Source organism: Deferribacter desulfuricans SSM1, from assembly GCF_000010985.1.
Classification (GTDB): Bacteria; Chrysiogenota; Deferribacteres; order Deferribacterales; family Deferribacteraceae; genus Deferribacter; species Deferribacter desulfuricans.
The window spans coordinates 1,692,669-1,710,835 of the sequence record NC_013939.1 but is presented as its reverse complement, the minus strand read 5'-3'; the positions used below and the strand labels follow the sequence as shown (position 1 = coordinate 1,710,835).

The window sequence follows — 18,167 nt, the reverse complement described above, 5'->3', positions numbered from 1 at the left end:
AGTTTACTCCATCTCAATCTTTTTAATATTTCCCATTTGATATTGCTTTCCAATCCTTTTTTCACCAAGACAGTATGAGCATACAGCAGCTGGCATTGTAAATCTGAGCTGTTTTTCTGTGATAGAATTAGTATCAGTTGATTTTAAAAGTAGATTTGCTAACTCATTGGCGCCTTGTCCTGTGATACCGTTTACATGTAAAATTAGTGCTTTAGGATTAACCAGTTTTACTTTCATTGCATAAACTTCTCTTTCAGCCTGTGAAACAATATCCCCTTTTGTGATGATTACTATATCAGCACCTTTTAGCATTGGACCTATTTTTTTTGGTGTATTTATCCCTGCAAGATTATCAATAACACATATGGCAAGGATATCTTTTATGTGGGGGGAACATCTATTACAAAGCCCTGCACTTTCACTAATCAACACATCAAGCCCTAAACTTTTCCCCCATTCAAAACACTCTTCAATATTGCTTATAAAATAATGGTCAGGGCAGATAGCTCCTGATAAACCTTTTTTGACAGGGATCCCCTTTTTTGCGTAGATTTCATCATCGTCTGTTGTGAGACAATCAAATTTGACGACGCCCACTTTTACCCCTCTTTGTAGAAGCTCATCAATACATTTCAAAATTACACTGGTTTTACCTGATGAAGGAGGACCACTTATAGTTATTAGTTTCATTATGCTACTCCTACAAAATCAGAAAATTCTTTGTCTAATTTATTGATAAGGGATTCAGTATCATTTTCTAATATGTAATCCCAACCTATCCACTTAAATTTTGCAGGTTCTAATAGGCTGTTTTTTACATCTTTGTGCAATGATGGAAAAAGGCCGTTGTGTGATAAGATTTCACCAACCTCTTTTGAAAATATGGCGTCTATTATTGGTTTAATTTTTTCTGCAGAATCTTTTCTAATTAAAGCAAAGATAGGGCTTATAATGGCTCCATCTTTTGGCCATATTATCTTCACACTATTTAACGATCTGACCATCTTTGAGAAGAAGTAAGGCATGACAGTTACAGCAGGTTTATTGGAGTTTTTCATCTGCTGAGTTTTTACTGCAACTGTTGGATGTAAACTTTTAAACATAATATCTTTTAATTTACTTATACCATCCATTCCGAAATCTTTATACATGTGTAGAAGTATACTGTTAAAAAGATCAAAATCTCCAACAGGTATTGATACTTTGTTTGTATAGTTCCCAAACAGTAATTCTTCCCAAGATTCTGGTATTTTTTCACCTTCTAACTCTTCTTCGTTTATCATAAAAATAGCTGGGACCACTGAGAAAACAGAAAGTGCACTATATCTATCTTTTATGTTTATATATTTAAAATCTTCATTGATTTCATCAGGGAAACAGTCTTTGAAAAATCCATCTTTTATCCTTTTTTGTGCATTTTCAGAAAATAAAAATTCAAAACCAGCAGAAATGATAATATCTGGAATTGTCTTTTCATCAGTAAAATTAATTGAATCTTTTAACCAACCCAACCCCTTAGATGCTGATTCTAGATTTACTTCAACTGTAATATTATTCTTTTCTTCAAATTCATTAATCGACTCATTTAATTTTTCTAAAAGGGGAACCCTAACGGGGCATGGTAATACTCCGTATACTTTGATATCGCCTATTTTATTGTTTTCTATTAAAGTAATATCAGTTTTATTGGTTTCTATTCTTAAATATTCATTTAGTTGTTTTATGAGGGTATCTAAATTAATTTTTTTGATTTCAGAGATTGATTTTAAAGATAAAAGTCGCATTGGACTTTTTGGCTCTTCTAGATTATTTAGTCCTAAGTTTTTAAAGAAATATACACTATTTGGATAGTTATCTATAATATCTTTAATTTTTGTTTGCTCTGTAATTATCATTTTTCACCTCGTTTTATTTTGTTGATATTTACAATATATAGATTAAAAGTTTTATCTTTGATTACAATCAAATTTATTGCAAAATTACAATATTTTGATTAAATTAAGCTTATGATAAAGGGGTTGTATAATTCATTATCAGCATTAAATGCTGCAATTACAAGGGTTGATAATAGTGCAAATAATATAGCAAATATAAATACGCCAGGATTTAAAAGGGTTGTATCATATAATTCTGCTTTATCAAAAAATGGTGTAAATGTTTATTCTATAAAAGACTTAGATACTCAAGGATATCTAATTTATACTGGTAGAAATTTAGATTTAGCAATAAATGGTAAAGGTTTTTTTAAACTTACAAATAATCAAGGTGGCGAGGTTTTTACCCGTTTTGGTCATTTTTCAATGGATGAAAAAGGAAATATCGTTAGTCCTAGAGGGGAAATTTTATTTTCTACTGGTAGAGAAGGCAAAATAGAAGTTTCACCTGATGGCTCAATATATATAGATAAAGAACCATTGGGTAAAATTGAGCTATTTAATTCAAGCGGTAATAAAGTACCTGAAAACAGTTATGAAATATTGCCTGGTTATTTAGAAGCATCAAACGTTGATTTGGCAAAAGAGATTGTAGATATGATTGTTACTAAAAATTATTTTGAGGCAAATTTGAAAACTACAAAAGTTATAGATGAAATGTTAGGTAATATTATAGACAATTTTGCGTAGGGGGTTTGAATGATCACAGATGATTTCTTAAAAAAGTTTTTACAGGAAGCTAAAAATATTGTGATTGTTGGTGCATCAAATAATCCAGAAAGAGCAAGTAATGGTATTATGAAGTTTTTGATGAAAAAAGGGTATAACTGTTACCCTGTAAATCCTAATGAAGAAGAAGTTTTAGGAGTAAAAGCTTATAAAAGTATTTCAGATGTTCCTGTGACTCCTGATATCGTAGATGTGTTTAGAAGGAGTGAGTTTGCTCCTGAGATAGTTAAAGAGGCTATAAAAAAAGGGGCAAAATTTATATGGCTACAAGAAGAAGTTTATTCTGAGGAAGCTAAAAGATTAGCTGATGAAGCCGGAATACCTATAGTTATGGATAAATGCATTTTTAAAGAGTTTATGAGGCTTGGGATGTATGCTGATTAGCAGTGATTAAGGCTGCTAATCATTTTTTTCTATGATATAAACTAAGTTGTCATCTTCTGTAAAAAATTCATAAATTTTTGATAGATTATTTTTTAAATAATTTATTGTATCTTCTATATTTTTATTTGTTACGATTGGATAAATCCCTGCTTTATGTTTTAGCCTTTTAAAGTTAGGACTCATTGCACCAGAGATTACAAATTGCACATCTTTTAATACTTCTTTTGCAAAAACAATTTTTTTATCGTGACCGTGACCTGATTCTTCAAAGGTTTTCAAAATATTTTCCTTCTTCTCTAAGAAGACAAGTTCGTTTTTGTCTGTAATCTGTAAATAGTAGATGTAATCAGCATCCCCAAAATGGGTTTTGGCTATGTCACCATTTTTATCTAAAGCAATTGCAATTTTTTTATTCATAGAAATATCCTGTATATGCTAACACTTTGTTATTGTTTCTCGTGTTACATTAGATGCTTTTTCTTTATCAGATAGAAATTGTTCATCATCTTTTAACTCTTCTTTTATATCTTTTATCAGTTTTTGAATAAATGGGTTTTCTGACAATCTATAGGTTATCCATCTTCCTTCTTTTTCATCTACAATTATTCCAGCATATTTTAGGTGTTTTAGATGTGCTGATATTGTTGATAAAGCAATGTGCAATACTTCATTTATTTCACATACACACATTGGACGTTCAGAAAGTAAAAGGGCAATCCTGAGCCTATTAATTTCTCCAAGTGATTTAAATATTTCTGATGTTTTCTTCATATCCATACAATTATAATATTCCAAAAAAATTCTGTTGACAAGTAATATTTTTATGATATTTTTATGTTTAACGAAATATCGTTTAAGGGGAGCTTTTATGGATAAAAAAGAGAGAAATGCTTTTTTAACTTTATTGGCACTTTTTTTAATTTTTTATTTCATACCATTTCACTCGGAAAAATACCAAAAAGCTGTAATAGAAGCTGTGTTAATGCTTCAGGAATATGTGAGAGAGCATACATTAACATGTTTAATTCCTGCTCTTTTTATAGCTGGAGGGATATCTTCCTTTGTTTCTCAAGCATCTGTAATTAAATATTTTGGTAGAGAGGCAAAAAAGATTGTTTCGTATTCTGTAGCATCAGTTTCAGGGGTTATTTTGGCTGTTTGTTCTTGTACAATATTGCCTTTGTTTGCGGGTATTTATTCAAGAGGTGCAGGGATTGGTCCTGCTACAGCTTTTGTTTATTCCGGGCCTGCAATAAATGTCTTAGCGATTGTTTTAACTGCAAGGATACTGGGTTGGCGATTAGGGTTGGCTAGAGCGATAGGTGCGATAACTTTTGCAATTGTAATAGGTTTGATAATGGAACTATTTTTTGGGAAAGAGGATGCTGAAAGGGTAAACAACATACCTTCAGCTTCAATCAGTGGTAAAGAGAGGCCTTTATACAAAGATATTTTGTTTTTTGCTATGTTAGTTGCTATTTTGATTTTTGCAACATGGGCTAAACCAAATAAATTTGGCACACTTTTTAGCTTTATTTATGGAATTAAGTGGTGGTTAGTGTTTTTAGCCTTAATAGGTTTACTTGTAATTGTCTTTAGGTGGTTTCAAAAAGAAGAAAGAATTGCTTGGCTTAGTGAAACCTGGGAGTATTCAAAACAGATTATACCTTTGCTGTTTATCGGTGTGCTGATTGCTGGTTTTTTACTTGGTAGACCAAACAGTGGAAATGGTATTATCCCAAAAGAGATTGTTGAAAATTTAGTTGGTGGAAATAGTTTTAGAGCTAACTTCTTTTCGTCAGTTGTTGGTGCGTTTATGTATTTTGCAACTTTAACAGAGGTGCCAATTTTACAAGGATTATTGGGTGCTGGAATGGGGAAGGGTCCTGCTTTGGCACTTCTTTTAAGCGGTCCTGCTTTAAGCTTACCTAATATGCTTGTTATCAGAAGCGTTATTGGTACTAAGAAAACTATTGTTTATGTTGTGCTTGTAGTTATTATGTCAACTTTTGCAGGTATTATATTTGGAAGCTTTTAATTTTTAATAAAAGGAGGAATTGATGAACGTAAAAGTTTTAGGAACTGGTTGTAGAAATTGTGAGTTTTTATATCAAGCTACCCTGAAAGCTCTTGAAGAGTTACAGATTGATGCAACAGTGGAATATGTAAAAGATATTAATGAAATCTCAAAGTATGTTATGTTTACTCCTGGATTGGTGATTAATGAAAAGGTTGTTCATGAGGGGAAACCTCTTCCAAATGTTGAGCAGCTGAAAGAGATTATAAGTAAAATAAAGTAGTTTTGTTTAAGGGCGTTTTGCCCTTTTTGAAAGCTGTTGCACAATAAAACAGTGCAACTATACAGATTGCTTTGCTGACGCTTGCAATGACTGCATTTTGTGGTCTTTGCGACCCCGCCATTTAGTGGGAGTTATTGAGTTTAAAATTTGTTAAGGGTATTTTAAACGTTAATGGCGGGGGAAGCAATCTCATGATTATGATAATTGTCAACACTATAGGCTATTGTGCAGCATCCTCTGTTCAGTAGTACAAAAACATTTGATGACAAACCCTTTAAATTTGTTATAATTAAACTATGAGTAGGATAACTACTGTTTGGCTATTTTTATTTATTTTAGGGTTTATTTTTATCAATTATCCTTTTATAACTATTTTTGACAAAAGAGTATTTATCTTTGGGATTCCGTTGATATATTTGTATTTTTTTATCGGTTGGTTTGGGTCAATTTTAGTTGTTTATGTTTTTGTTTTATTTTTAAGAAAACGGAAACAGTGATATGAATGTTGTATATTTGCTGACAGCAGTGTATTTTTTATTTTTATTTTTAATAGCATATATTGGAGAGAAATTATTTAAAAAAAATAAAAAGATTTTGGCTAATCCTTATGTTTATTCTTTAACTTTAGGTGTTTATTGTACTACTTGGACTTATTATGGATCAGTTGGGCGAGCTGCCACAAGTGGCATAGATTTTATAACAATCTATATAGGACCAACTTTAGTTGTTTTTACATGGTGGATATTTTTAAGGCATATAATTAGAATATCAGAAGAATATAATATTACTTCTATAGCCGATTTTCTAAGCTTTAGGTATGGAAAATCAAAATATTTGGGTATTGCAGTTTCTTTATTTTGTATCTTTGGGATAATACCTTATATTGCATTGCAGTTAAAGGCGATAAACGAAACATTTTTTATTGTTTCTGGTAAGAGTTTTAGTAGTAATAATAGTGGTATATTAAATGATTTTTCATTCTATTTTTCTCTTGTTATCGGTATTATTGGGGCTTTTTTTGGTACCAGGCATGTTACGGAAGCTAGAAAACATCCTGGTTTGATTTCAATAATTGCTTTTGAATCAGTATTTAAACTTGTGATTTTCTTAATAGCTGGAGGGTATATTACTTTTTATCTTTTCGATGGGTTTGGGGACATTTTTAAGCAAATGGCAATGAGTAAAAATGTATTAATTGTAAATAAATTTGATAGCCTTATCACAGTCAAAGAGTCTTTAAGTAGTTATTTTCAGTGGTTTACAATGATTATAATGAGTATGTTTGCTGTTATGTTTTTACCAAGGCAGTTTCATGTAGCAGTGATAGAAAATTTGGATAGTGAGCATATAGATAAGGGGATGTATTTATTCCCTTTGTATCTTTTGCTCATAAATATTTTTGTAATTCCAATAGCTTTTGCAGGGATTTTAATATTCAATAATACAGGTGATCCTGATTATTATATTTTAAATCTTTTCATTAATAACGATAATCAATTTTTATCTTTGCTGGTCTATTTGGGTGGTCTTGCTGCTGGATCCGGGATGGTTATTGTTTCCTCTGTAAGTATAGCAAATATGGTTGTCAATAATATTGTGATACCAATCTTTGTCAAAAGGCTTGTTAAAATAAATTTATCTTTTGTATTAATTTTTTTTAAAAGGTTATTAGTCGTTGCTATAGTGTTGATAAGTTTTTTTTATTTTAAATACATTGGGAAGCATTTTTCTCTGGTAAGTATAGGTTTAACATCTTTTGCTGCTGTTAGCCAATTTGCGCCTGCCATTTTATTGGGTATGTTTTGGGAAAAGGTAAATGAAAAAGGAGCCATAGCTGGGATTATTTCTGGTTTTTTAATATGGTTTTTCACTTTGATTGTTCCTGATATGATAAACTCTGGTTTACTAAGTGAAAAAATAATGTTTGATGGTCTATTTGGTTTACCCTTTTTAAAACCTTATGCACTGTTTGGCTTAGATACGTTGGATATTTGGTCACACTCTATGTTTTGGAGTATGTTTTTCAATATAGCGATTATGGTGATTGTTTCACTTCTTACAAAGCAGACAGAGTTGGAGATTGAAACTTCTCTAATTTTTAAACGTGAGTTTTATTTAAGGGAATTGATGAGTGTTAAGAAGAAAACGATAGTAAATTTGAGTTATGACGATATTTTTGCTTTATTATCAAAATTTGTGGGGGAAAGGTTAGCTGATGAAAAGTTAACAAAACATTTAGAGGAAAAAGGTAAGAGTGTTGCTGAATTAAACTTATCAGATTTAGCAGAATTGAGAGATTTTTCCGAAAAGGTTATTTCTGAAATTGTGGGGCCTGGTGCATCGAAATTAATAGTTGAATCATATTTAGATATGTTAGGAAAAGGTGAAGATAAGGTAATAGATATATTTAAAGATTTGGTATCTTATAGTGTGGGGGAATCAAAAGATACATTGGTGAAAAGGGTATCAGAATTAAATGTATTATTGGAGATATCAAAAATATTTTCTGGGCCAGGTAGCTTAAACCAGAAAATTATTAAATCGTTAAATTTGTTGAAGAAAACTTTTAAATTTGATCTAGTGGTTTTGCGGGTTTTAGAAGGTGATGTGTTGAAAATGACAGCATATGCGGGACAGTTGTCACAAAACTTGGATTTGGATAGAAAATTGGAAGAGTTAGAGTCTTCATTTTTAGGAAAATCTATTAAAGAGAAAAAACCTATAGCAGTTAATGATATAAATTTAATACCAATAAATGAGAATGTATTGGAAATTAAAGAAGCAGGTTATTTATCCTTTTGTCATTTACCACTAATCATTGAAAATGAAGTAAAGGGCGTGATTTCATTTTTTTCAAAAATTTACAAGGGGATGTATACCAATGAATTTATTACTTTATTAGAAAGTGTAGCTCATCAGATAGCATTTTCCATAAAAAGCCATGAGCAAACAAGAGAAATTATTAAAATGAGGGAAATAGCAAAGGAACTTGAGATTGCAAGAAGCATCCAACGCTCATTATTGCCAGATAAACCTCCAGCTATAAATTATATCGATTTTGCAGGCGTTTGTTACGCTTACGAGTTTGTAGGTGGAGATTATTATGATTATTTTGAAATTGGGGATGATGTGTTAGATGTTGTAATTGCAGATGTTTCTGGACATAATGTTGCCTCTGCTCTTTTGATGTCAGAAGTCAGAACACTTATAAAAAGTATAATTGCTACGAATCCTAATTTACAACCTAAAGATATTATTAAAAAATTAAATTATGAAATCTATGACGACCTTGAAAAATTAGAATTTATTATAACTTTGGTATATCTTAGATTAGATTTTAAAAGGAATAAAATTATTTATACAAATGCTGGCCATCCAAAACCGCTAGTTTGCAAACAGGGTGAAATAAAGGAATTGGAAGGTGGGGATCCTTTATTAGGGGTGATTAAAGAGTATGAGTTTGAGCAGTTTGAATATAGTTTTTCAAAAGATGAATTCCTCTTTGTTTATACCGATGGTATTGTTGAAGCAGAAAATATTTTTGGTGATTTTTTTGGATTGGAAAGGTTATTTGCCACAATCAAAAATAATTGCGGTGGTTCATCCGAGGAAGTAATAGCATATATTTATGAAGAATTATTAAAATTTATTGGCGATAATAAACAAAAAGATGATGTTACTATGGTGGGGATTAAATTTAAAAAATAAGGACATTTTTTGATTGAGTGTGGATACAATAATAATTGCTTAACTACATCAGATTGCTTCACTAACGCTTGCAACGAACAATTTTCCAGTTATTGAGAGGAGCAGAAGCGATGATGTAATTTCAAAATTAAATTGGTATCAAAAAATTGATTTATTGTGCAACAATCTTTAAATTTTGAATTCAATAAAAAATAGATTGAAAATGATTTATTACTGTGATAATTATTTAACAATTTTAAGTAACATTAAACAGGAGAGTTGCAATGAGAAGTGAAAATGTTAAAAAAGGTTTAGAAAGGGCACCACATAGAGCTCTTTTACATGGAAGTGGAGTACCTAAAAGTTCAATGGATAGACCGTTTATAGGTATATGTTCAAGTTTTACAGATTTAATACCTGGACATTCTGGGATGAGGGATTTAGAGCGTTTTATAGAAAAAGGTGTTCATACAGGGGGAGGATATTCTTTTATTTTTTCTGTTCCAGGGATATGCGATGGTATTGCAATGGGGCATAAAGGGATGCATTACTCTTTACCTAGTAGAGAAGCAATTGCAGATATGATAGAATGTGTTGTGGAAGCTCATCAGCTTGATGGCGTAGTTTTTTTGACAAACTGTGATAAGATTACCCCTGGTATGTTGATGGCAGCCGCAAGATTAAATGTCCCTTCAATATTTGTTACAGCTGGACCTATGCTTAGTGGTCATTGGAGAGGGGAAAGAAGATCTTTTGTAAGAGATACTTTTGAGGCTATGGCAAAATATAAAAAGGGTGAAATAGATGATTTTGAAATGAGTAACTTGGAACAGTGTGCTTGCCCATCTGCTGGCTCTTGTCAGGGCTTATACACAGCAAATACTATGGCTTGCCTTACTGAAACAATGGGGATGAGCTTACCTGGTTGTGGCACAGCTTTGGCTGTAATGTCAAAGAAAAAACATATTGCTTTTGATAGTGGTGTTAGAATTTGTGATCTTATTAGAGAAGATATTAAACCTAAAGATATTTTAAACGAAAAAGCTTTCAAAAATGCTGTTATAGTTGATTTGGCACTTGGTGGTTCTACAAACACCACATTGCATTTACCTGCAATTGCACATGAGGCAGGAATAAAGTTAAGTTTAGATCTTTTTGATGAGCTAAGTAAAAAGGTTCCACATATTAGCAATTTGAGACCTGGTGGTGAATTTTTTATGGAGGATCTCGATTTTGCTGGAGGGATACCTGCGGTTTTAAAAAGGTTGGAGTCTTTGATAGAGGATAATCAAACTGTTTCTGGTTTGACTACTAAAGAGATTGCAAAAAGAGCGATTGTCTTTGATGAGGATGTTATAAGACCTATTGATAATCCATATCACAAAGAAGGTGGTATCGCTGTTTTAAAAGGTAACTTAGCACCAATGGGTTCAGTGGTAAAACAATCTGCTGTATCTAAAGAGATGATGGTTTTTAAAGGGACTGCTAAAGTGTATAATTCTGAGGAAGAAGCTATGGAAGCTATAATGGGTGGTAAAATAGAAAATGGTAATGTTGTGGTTATCCGTTATGAAGGGCCAAAAGGTGGACCAGGGATGAGAGAGATGCTTGCGCCAACTGCTGCTATAGCAGGGATGGAGCTAGATAAAGTGGCACTAATTACCGATGGGAGGTTTTCTGGTGGCACTAGGGGGCCTTGTATTGGACATATTTCCCCTGAGGCTGCCGAAGGTGGAGTCATAGGTTTAGTTGAAGATGGTGATGAGATATATATAAATATACCAGAAAGAAAAATTGAGTTGTTAGTATCTGAAGAAGAACTTGAAAAGAGAAGAAGAAATTGGGTTAAACCTGAGCCTAAAATTAAAACAGGATATCTGTATAAATATGCTTTAAATGTTAGTAGTGCTGCCGAAGGTGCTATCTTTAAAAAATTGCAGTAGGAGAAAAATATGAAAACAGGCGCAGAAATATTAGTTGAATGTTTAAAAAGGGAGAATGTAGAGGTTATTTTTGGCTACCCCGGTGGTGTGTTACTGGGGATTTATGATACTCTATTTGATGCAGATATAAAACATATTTTACCAAGGCATGAGCAGGGTGGTATTCATGCAGCGGATGGTTATGCAAGAGCTACGGGAAAAGTTGGTGTTTGTATGGCAACAAGTGGGCCAGGTGCCACAAATTTGGTTACAGGTATTACAAATGCATATATGGATTCTGTACCATTAGTAGTTTTTACTGGTCAGGTTCCCACTTCACTTATTGGTGGGGATGCCTTTCAGGAAGCTGATATAATTGGGATCACTAGACCAATAGTAAAACATAGCTATTTGATAAAGGATATTAAAGAATTGGCACCATCGATTAGAGAAGCGTTTTATATTGCAAGAACTGGAAGACCTGGACCTGTTGTAATAGATTTACCAAAAGATGTTGTAGCATCGAAAACTAAATTTAAATATCCGGAGAAGGTGGAGTTACTTGGATATAATCCAAACTATGAAGGTCATCCAATGCAAATTAAGAAGCTTTTAAAGACATTGGAAGGTGCTAAGAAACCAGTAATTTATATGGGTGGTGGTGTTAGAATTAGTGAAGCACATAAAGAGTTGTTGGAATTTGTTGAAAAAATTAACTTACCAGTTGTTTCGTCATTTATGGGGCTTGGTGGTTTCCCAGGAGACCATCCTAATTTTATCGGATGGTTAGGGATGCATGGAAATTATGCTTCCAATATGGCTATGACTGAGACAGATTTTATTATAGCTATAGGGACAAGATTTTCTGATAGATCCACAGGGAGATTAGATGGTTTTGCTCCTCATGCAAAGATAGCTCATATCGATATTGATCCTGCATCAATAAGTAAAAATGTTGTGATAGATATTCCAATTGTTGGAGACTGTAAGGTAGTTTTAAATCAAATATTAAAATATATTGGCAGTTATGATTGGGAAAAGAGGAAAAAAGATAGAGAAAATTGGTTAGCTCAGATAAAAGCTTGGGATAGTGAGCACCCTTTTTCATACAAACCGAGCAAAAAAATCATTAAACCTCAGTTTGTAGTTGAGAAAATCTATGAAGTAACTAAAGGGGATGCAATTATCTGCACAGAAGTTGGGCAAAATCAGATGTGGGCTGGCCAGTTTTATAGGTTTAAAGATCCAAGGCAATTTATATCTTCAGGTGGCTTAGGAACTATGGGTTTTGGTTTCCCTGCTGCTATTGGCGCAAAAATAGGAAGACCTGATAAAGAGGTATTTGATATTGCTGGTGATGGTAGTTTTCTCATGAATATGCAAGAGATTTGTACTGCTGTTCAGTATAGAGTTGGTGTAAAAGTAGCAATTTTGAATAATAAATTTTTAGGGATGATAAGGCAATGGCAAAATCTCTTTTTTAATAATAGATATTCATACTCCTGTCTGGAGTGTCAGCCAGACTTTTTAAAACTTGCAGAGAGTTATGGTTGTCCTGCTTTTAGAGCTGAAAAACCAGAAGATGTAGAACCTATTTTGCGTGAGGCAATGAAGATAAAAGATTTGCCTGTATTAATGGATTTTGTAGTGGATAGAGAAGAAAATGTATTCCCTATGGTTCCTGCAGGGGCAGCATTAAATGAAATGATCTTGGGGGATTAAGATGGGTGAAATGAGACATATAATATCAGTTTTAGTAGAAAATAAATTTGGGGTTTTATCAAGAGTTGCCGGACTTTTTAGTGGGAGAGGCTACAATATAGAAAGTCTATCAGTAAATACTACTCATGACCCAAGATTTTCTGTTATGACTATTGTGACTTCTGGTGATGAAAGGATTATTGAACAGATTATAAAACAACTCAGAAAATTGATAAATGTAATTAAAGTTAGAGATGTTACCCCGATGGATCATATAGAAAGGGAGATGATGTTAGTCAAGGTCCATGCTACCTCAAAAACTAGACCTGACATTTTTAATATAATTAACACATTTAGGGGTAAAGTTGTTGATATTACAGGTGATTCTTTAATTGTTGAAATTACAGGGACAGATGATAAAAATAAAGCTTTTATAAAAGTGCTTGAACCTTACGGTATTATTGAGGTAATAAAAACAGGTTTTGTGGCGATTGCAAGAGGGAGTAAAGCAACTCCTGATTATAGCAAAACATCATAAAAATAAAATATGAGGTGGTTAGATGAAGGTGTTTTATGAAAAAGATGTAAATATTGATTTAATTAAGTCTAAGAAGGTTGCTGTTATTGGTTACGGTAGCCAAGGTTATGGACATTCAAATAATTTAAAGGATAGTGGAGTAGATGTAGCGGTTGGACTTAGAAAAGGTAGTAAATCTTGGGCAAAAGCAGAATCTGCAGGTCTTAAGGTTATGGAAGTTGAAAAAGCTGCAGAATGGGCTGATGTAATTATGATTTTGACTCCTGATGAAACTCAAGGTGATCTTTATAAAGAATTTATCGCACCATATTTAAAAGAGGGAGATTATATTGCTTTTGCTCATGGTTTTAATATCCACTTCGGTCAGATAGTTCCTCCAGAAAATGTTAATGTTATTATGATAGCACCTAAGGGGCCTGGCCATCTGGTGAGAGCTGAATATGAAAAAGGTGGTGGAGTACCTTGCCTTGTAGCCGTTGCTCAAGATTATAGTGGAGATTCATTAGATGTGGCACTTTCTTATGCTGCTGCGATTGGAGGGGCAAGAGCAGGGGTATTGCAAACGACATTTAAAGAGGAGACAGAAACAGATCTTTTTGGTGAGCAGGCTGTTCTCTGTGGTGGACTTACACAACTTATTAAATATGGATTTGAAACACTTGTAGAAGCTGGTTATGCCCCAGAAATGGCATATTTTGAATGCCTGCATGAGGTAAAATTGATTGTTGACCTGTTGTATGAAGGTGGTATCTCAAATATGAGATATTCTATCAGTAATACTGCTCAGTATGGTGATTTAACAAGGGGGCCAAGAGTTATTTCTCCTGAAGTTAAAGAAAATATGAAAAAGGTTTTATATGAAATACAGAGTGGACAATTTGCAAAAGAGTGGCTATTAGAAAATAAGGCTGGTAGACCAGTTTTCAATGCATTGACCAAGGTAGATGAAAACCATCCTGTTGAAGTTGTAGGGAAAAAACTAAGAGGGATGATGAGCTGGCTTGGTAAATCTAAAATAGTAGATACTGATAAAAATTAGTATAATATGTAAAGAGGCTGTCATTATTATGTGACAGCCTCATATTTTCTATTGCTAATAGTGATAATTAAATTATAATATTTAAAAAAAAGTGGAGATTTATATTGATAGCTAAAGAAGGGTTCCCTTTTATAATTACAAGCATAATAGTTTTTTTTGTAATATTGTTATTTCCAAAAAATATTTTGCTTATTATTTTACTTGTTTTAGTTGCATTCTTTATATGGTTTTTTAGAGATCCAGAGAGAAACATACCTCCTTATGATGATATTGTTGTTTCCCCTGCAGATGGTAAAATTGTTGAAATCACTGAAGAAAACTTCGATGATAAAACTTTTAAAAAGATTTCAATTTTTATGAATATTTTCGATGTTCATGTGAATAGAGCACCATTGGAAGGTGAAGTGGTTTCAGTTGAGCACAAGCCTGGGAAATTTCTTGCGGCTGATAACCCCAAAAGTTCGTTGGAAAATGAGCAGAATATTATAAGATTAAGCACTAAATATGGTGAAATTGTTTTAAAACAGGTTGCTGGTCTAGTTGCCAGAAGGACAGTTGCTTATGTAAAGTCAGGCGATAAAGTGTTAATTGGGGATAGAATTGGTATTATAAAATTTTCTTCAAGAGTTGACTTATATTTACCGTTGGACTTCTATATTACTGTTGAAATAAATGATAGGGTCAAGGCTGGTGAAAGCATTATAGCAAGGTATGAAAAAGATGATTAAAAAAGAGTATGTCTTACCTAATTTTATAACTTTGATGAGTATGTTTTCTGGCTTTTATTCGATAATAGCATCCGTAAACGGTAATTTTGTTTTGGCCTCTTATGCCATACTTTTTGCTTTTATTTTTGATGGGCTTGATGGAAAGGTAGCTAGGATGTTGCATGCTACCAGTGATTTTGGGATTCAGATGGACTCTTTAAGTGATCTTGTTGCTTTTGGGGTTGCTCCTGCTTTACTGGTATATAATTGGGTGCTTACCCCTTATGGAAGGGTGGGCTGGATGGCCGCTTTCCTTTTTGTAGCTTGCGGAGCTCTTAGATTGGCAAGATTTAATGTGATGACAAAAAAGATAGATAACAAGTATTTTGTTGGATTACCAATACCTGCTGCTGCGGGGGTTATAGCTTCAAGTGTATTGTTTGTAAAAGAGATTTTTGGAACTCCTGATGGGATTACTATCCCTTTGAGTTTTGTGCTGTTTATATATCTTTTAGCATTTTTAATGGTCAGTAATGTAAAATATTTTAGTTTTAAAAAGATTGAGCTTCAATGTGTAAAACCTTTTAGGTTGTTGGTTGGATTTACCTTAATGATTATTGTGATAGGTTCATATCCTGAAATATTTTTGTTTGTATTTTTTACTGGGTATGCTCTATCTGGTTTACTCCTTCAACTACTTAAAGCATTTAAACATCGGACCCTGGAGGTCGAAGAAGGCCATATTAAGTAATTAAAAGGCCTCAGCCCCAGGGTTGAGGCCTTTTTTTTTTTAGATTATTTTTGAAAAGGAGGAAATAAAATGAGTGAAAAGTTGATAATTTTTGACACCACTTTGAGAGACGGTGAACAAGCTCCAGGTTTTAGTATGAATGTGGAAGAGAAAGTTAAAATGGCATTACAGCTTGAAAGACTTGGGGTTGATGTTATTGAAGCAGGTTTTCCCATATCTTCCCCTGGTGATTTTGAAGCAGTGAGAAAAGTTGCAGAAGCAGTAAAAAATCCAGCTGTTGCAGGTTTATGTAGAGCAAACAGAAAAGATATTGAGGTTGGTTGGGATGCTTTGCAATACGCAAAAAGACCAAGGATACACACTTTCATAGCGACATCAAATATTCATATGAAATATAAACTGAAAAAGGAGCCTGAAGAAGTTATTGAGATTGCAAGAGATGCTGTAAAATTTGCAAAAAATCTTTGTGATGATGTGGAGTTTAGTGCAGAAGATGCCACAAGGACAGATTTGGATTTTTTGTGTAAAATCGTAGAAGTTGTTATTGATGCAGGTGCTACCACAGTAAATATCCCTGATACTGTTGGTTATACAGTTCCTATGGAATTTGAAAAAATAATAAGCACATTATTAAATAAGGTTCCTAATATTGATAAAGCTATCATAAGTGTGCATTGCCATAACGATTTGGGTTTAGCTGTGGCAAATTCTATAGCTGCTGTTAATGCAGGAGCAAGGCAGGTAGAATGTACAATAAATGGGATTGGTGAGAGAGCCGGAAACGCTTCATTAGAAGAGGTTGTTATGGCATTAAATGTGCGTAAAGATGTATTTGATTTTGTTAAGACAGAAATAAACACAAAAGAAATTTATAGAACAAGTAGACTCCTTACTTCAATTACAGGTGTTGAAGTTCAGCCAAATAAAGCTATTGTTGGTAAAAATGCTTTTGCTCATGAAGCAGGTATACATCAAGATGGTGTGTTAAAAGAAAGAACAACTTATGAAATAATGACCCCTGAAAGTGTTGGGATCCCTTCTAATAAACTTGTGTTGGGTAAACATTCTGGTAGACATGCGTTGATGCAGAGGCTTAAAGATTTAGGGTATGATTTGTCAAGGGAAGAGTTAGAAATAATCTATGCTAAATTTAAGGAACTTGCAGACAAAAAGAAAGAAGTTTATGATGAGGATTTAGAAGCAATAGTAGAAAATCAAATGAGTAGAGTAAAAGAGTATTATTCTCTTGAAAATATAACAATTGTTAGTGGAAATAATGCAATTCCAACTGCGACGGTAGAGCTGGTTAAAGAGGATGGTAATGTGATAGTGGATGCTTCAATTGGTGATGGTCCTGTAGATGCTGCTTTCAAAGCAATAGAGCGTATTGCAGGAGTTCAAGGAAGATTGAAAAAATACAATATTAAGTCAGTTACTGCTGGTAAAGATGCCCAAGGTGAAGTTACAGTTGGAGTTGAATTTGAAAAGTCTGGATATGAAATTACAGGTAAAGGGTATTCTACAGATATTGTTGTAGCAAGTGCAAGGGCATATTTACATGCTCTAAATAGATATTTGAGCAGAAAAAATAGCAAAAGAGAGATAAAGGATACGGTCTAAGGGTGTTTTTAACACCCTTTTACTATAAAGAAGTTTTTTGTGTTGCAAACTTGAAATAATTTAATTATATAGGGGCGACAATTTAAAAAGTGGAGGTATGTGGTCATGGCTGGACACAGTAAGTGGGCGAATATTAAACATAGAAAAGCTGCACAGGATGCTAAAAAAGGGAAAATTTTTACTAAAATCGCTAGAGAGTTGATGGTTGCTGCTAAAATTGGTGGAAGTGATCCTGAAATGAACCCTAGGTTGAGGGTGGCTCTCGAAAAAGCAAGACAGGCTAATATGCCAAAAGAGAATGTTGAAAGAGCTATTAAGAAAGGAACTGGCGAAGGTAATGAATCAAACTTTGAAGATGTAATTTATGAAGGTTATGGGCCAGGTGGTGTTGCTATATTAGTTCAAGCTTTGACTGATAATAAAAATAGGACTGTTGCAGAGGTTAGAAGTACTTTAACAAAGAGGGGTGGAAGTTTAGGTGAAGCTGGTTGTGTGGCATGGCTTTTTGAAAAGAAAGGGGTTATTGGTATTAAGAGAGAAACAATTGATGAAGATACTTTAATGGATATAGTTTTAGAAGCTGGTGCGGAAGATCTTAAAGTGGAAGATGATAATTATGAAGTGATTACTGAACCTTCTGAATATTATAATGTGAAAAAAGCTCTTGAAGATAAAGGGATAAAGATTGAATATGCTGAATTAACCATGAAACCTAAGAATACAGTTAAGGTAGAAGGTGAAAATGCTAAAAAGCTACTGGGGCTTATTGAGGCATTAGAGGATTTGGATGATGTTCAAGAGGTATATGCAAACTTTGATATTGATGATAAAGTTATGGAGGAGTTAGGAGCATAA

The 18,167-nt window shown here is 33.2% G+C and carries 17 protein-coding genes; 13 read left to right on the top strand and 4 right to left on the bottom strand.

Annotation, left to right across the window (positions count from 1 at the left end):
* Positions 1-3 precede the first annotated feature (3 nt).
* Complete coding sequence (locus DEFDS_RS08430; protein ID WP_013008380.1) at positions 4-690, bottom strand: GTP-binding protein; 687 nt, start codon at positions 688-690, stop codon at positions 4-6.
* A complete protein-coding gene (locus DEFDS_RS08425; protein WP_013008379.1) occupies positions 690-1,895 on the bottom strand; it encodes an ABC transporter substrate-binding protein in 1,206 nt (401 codons plus the stop codon). Before DEFDS_RS08425 ends, DEFDS_RS08430 begins: the two co-directional genes overlap by 1 nt.
* A gap of 111 nt (positions 1,896-2,006) precedes the next feature.
* Between DEFDS_RS08425 and DEFDS_RS08420 the strand changes: the two genes are divergently transcribed.
* Positions 2,007-2,624, top strand: a complete 618-nt coding sequence (locus DEFDS_RS08420; RefSeq protein ID WP_013008378.1) for a flagellar hook-basal body complex protein — start codon at positions 2,007-2,009, stop codon at positions 2,622-2,624.
* A 9-nt stretch (positions 2,625-2,633) separates the two neighbouring features.
* On the top strand, positions 2,634-3,047 hold the full coding sequence (locus DEFDS_RS08415; RefSeq protein ID WP_013008377.1) for a CoA-binding protein: 414 nt from the start codon (positions 2,634-2,636) through the stop codon (positions 3,045-3,047).
* A 15-nt stretch (positions 3,048-3,062) separates the two neighbouring features.
* Here DEFDS_RS08415 and DEFDS_RS08410 read toward each other — a convergent pair whose 3' ends face one another.
* Positions 3,063-3,464, bottom strand: coding sequence for a NifB/NifX family molybdenum-iron cluster-binding protein (locus DEFDS_RS08410; protein WP_013008376.1), 402 nt, complete (start codon positions 3,462-3,464; stop codon positions 3,063-3,065).
* A gap of 18 nt (positions 3,465-3,482) precedes the next feature.
* Complete coding sequence (locus DEFDS_RS08405; protein ID WP_013008375.1) at positions 3,483-3,824, bottom strand: ArsR/SmtB family transcription factor; 342 nt, start codon at positions 3,822-3,824, stop codon at positions 3,483-3,485.
* Positions 3,825-3,915: 91 nt separating this feature from the next.
* On the opposite strand from DEFDS_RS08405, the gene DEFDS_RS08400 reads away from it, so the two are divergent.
* The 11 genes from DEFDS_RS08400 (at position 3,916) to DEFDS_RS08345 (ending at position 18,167) form a co-directional block, all read left to right on the top strand.
* Positions 3,916-5,085 (top strand): permease, encoded by a 1,170-nt coding sequence (locus DEFDS_RS08400; protein WP_013008374.1) that lies wholly within the window; start codon positions 3,916-3,918, stop codon positions 5,083-5,085.
* A 22-nt stretch (positions 5,086-5,107) separates the two neighbouring features.
* Complete coding sequence (locus DEFDS_RS08395; RefSeq protein WP_013008373.1) at positions 5,108-5,347, top strand: thioredoxin family protein; 240 nt, start codon at positions 5,108-5,110, stop codon at positions 5,345-5,347.
* A gap of 498 nt (positions 5,348-5,845) precedes the next feature.
* Positions 5,846-9,055: a sodium:solute symporter family transporter gene (locus DEFDS_RS08385; RefSeq protein WP_013008371.1), complete on the top strand. Its 3,210-nt coding sequence runs from the start codon at positions 5,846-5,848 to the stop codon at positions 9,053-9,055.
* Positions 9,056-9,318: 263 nt separating this feature from the next.
* Positions 9,319-10,977, top strand: coding sequence for a dihydroxy-acid dehydratase (gene ilvD / locus DEFDS_RS08380; protein ID WP_013008370.1), 1,659 nt, complete (start codon positions 9,319-9,321; stop codon positions 10,975-10,977).
* A 9-nt stretch (positions 10,978-10,986) separates the two neighbouring features.
* Positions 10,987-12,678 (top strand): biosynthetic-type acetolactate synthase large subunit, encoded by a 1,692-nt coding sequence (ilvB, locus tag DEFDS_RS08375; protein ID WP_013008369.1) that lies wholly within the window; start codon positions 10,987-10,989, stop codon positions 12,676-12,678.
* Positions 12,679-12,688: 10 nt separating this feature from the next.
* Entirely contained in the window at positions 12,689-13,195 is a 507-nt protein-coding gene (gene ilvN / locus DEFDS_RS08370) for an acetolactate synthase small subunit (RefSeq protein WP_013008368.1), read from the top strand.
* A gap of 22 nt (positions 13,196-13,217) precedes the next feature.
* Complete coding sequence (ilvC, locus tag DEFDS_RS08365) at positions 13,218-14,234, top strand: ketol-acid reductoisomerase (RefSeq protein WP_013008367.1); 1,017 nt, start codon at positions 13,218-13,220, stop codon at positions 14,232-14,234.
* A gap of 104 nt (positions 14,235-14,338) precedes the next feature.
* Positions 14,339-14,962 (top strand): phosphatidylserine decarboxylase family protein, encoded by a 624-nt coding sequence (locus DEFDS_RS08360; RefSeq protein WP_013008366.1) that lies wholly within the window; start codon positions 14,339-14,341, stop codon positions 14,960-14,962.
* A complete protein-coding gene (pssA, locus tag DEFDS_RS08355) occupies positions 14,955-15,692 on the top strand; it encodes a CDP-diacylglycerol--serine O-phosphatidyltransferase (RefSeq protein WP_013008365.1) in 738 nt (245 codons plus the stop codon). The genes DEFDS_RS08360 and pssA overlap by 8 nt, the downstream gene beginning before the upstream one ends.
* A 69-nt stretch (positions 15,693-15,761) precedes the next feature.
* Complete coding sequence (locus DEFDS_RS08350; RefSeq protein WP_013008364.1) at positions 15,762-17,312, top strand: 2-isopropylmalate synthase; 1,551 nt, start codon at positions 15,762-15,764, stop codon at positions 17,310-17,312.
* Between the two features lie 105 nt (positions 17,313-17,417).
* Entirely contained in the window at positions 17,418-18,167 is a 750-nt protein-coding gene (locus DEFDS_RS08345; protein WP_013008363.1) for a YebC/PmpR family DNA-binding transcriptional regulator, read from the top strand.

Excerpts from the sequence above, each read along its gene's own strand:
- ilvN (WP_013008368.1), top strand. The coding sequence starts at position 12,689 with ATGAGACATATAATATCAGTTTTAGTAGAAAATAAATTTGGGGTTTTA.
- DEFDS_RS08345 (WP_013008363.1), top strand. The coding sequence starts at position 17,418 with ATGGCTGGACACAGTAAGTGGGCGAATATTAAACATAGAAAAGCTGCA.
- pssA (WP_013008365.1), top strand. The coding sequence starts at position 14,955 with ATGATTAAAAAAGAGTATGTCTTACCTAATTTTATAACTTTGATGAGT.
- DEFDS_RS08395 (WP_013008373.1), top strand. The coding sequence starts at position 5,108 with ATGAACGTAAAAGTTTTAGGAACTGGTTGTAGAAATTGTGAGTTTTTA.
- DEFDS_RS08385 (WP_013008371.1), top strand. The coding sequence starts at position 5,846 with ATGAATGTTGTATATTTGCTGACAGCAGTGTATTTTTTATTTTTATTT.
- ilvD (WP_013008370.1), top strand. The coding sequence starts at position 9,319 with ATGAGAAGTGAAAATGTTAAAAAAGGTTTAGAAAGGGCACCACATAGA.
- DEFDS_RS08400 (WP_013008374.1), top strand. The coding sequence starts at position 3,916 with ATGGATAAAAAAGAGAGAAATGCTTTTTTAACTTTATTGGCACTTTTT.
- DEFDS_RS08350 (WP_013008364.1), top strand. The coding sequence starts at position 15,762 with ATGAGTGAAAAGTTGATAATTTTTGACACCACTTTGAGAGACGGTGAA.
- DEFDS_RS08405 (WP_013008375.1), bottom strand. The coding sequence starts at position 3,824 with ATGGATATGAAGAAAACATCAGAAATATTTAAATCACTTGGAGAAATT.
- DEFDS_RS08415 (WP_013008377.1), top strand. The coding sequence starts at position 2,634 with ATGATCACAGATGATTTCTTAAAAAAGTTTTTACAGGAAGCTAAAAAT.
- DEFDS_RS08410 (WP_013008376.1), bottom strand. The coding sequence starts at position 3,464 with ATGAATAAAAAAATTGCAATTGCTTTAGATAAAAATGGTGACATAGCC.
- DEFDS_RS08430 (WP_013008380.1), bottom strand. The coding sequence starts at position 690 with ATGAAACTAATAACTATAAGTGGTCCTCCTTCATCAGGTAAAACCAGT.
- ilvB (WP_013008369.1), top strand. The coding sequence starts at position 10,987 with ATGAAAACAGGCGCAGAAATATTAGTTGAATGTTTAAAAAGGGAGAAT.
- DEFDS_RS08425 (WP_013008379.1), bottom strand. The coding sequence starts at position 1,895 with ATGATAATTACAGAGCAAACAAAAATTAAAGATATTATAGATAACTAT.
- DEFDS_RS08420 (WP_013008378.1), top strand. The coding sequence starts at position 2,007 with ATGATAAAGGGGTTGTATAATTCATTATCAGCATTAAATGCTGCAATT.
- ilvC (WP_013008367.1), top strand. The coding sequence starts at position 13,218 with ATGAAGGTGTTTTATGAAAAAGATGTAAATATTGATTTAATTAAGTCT.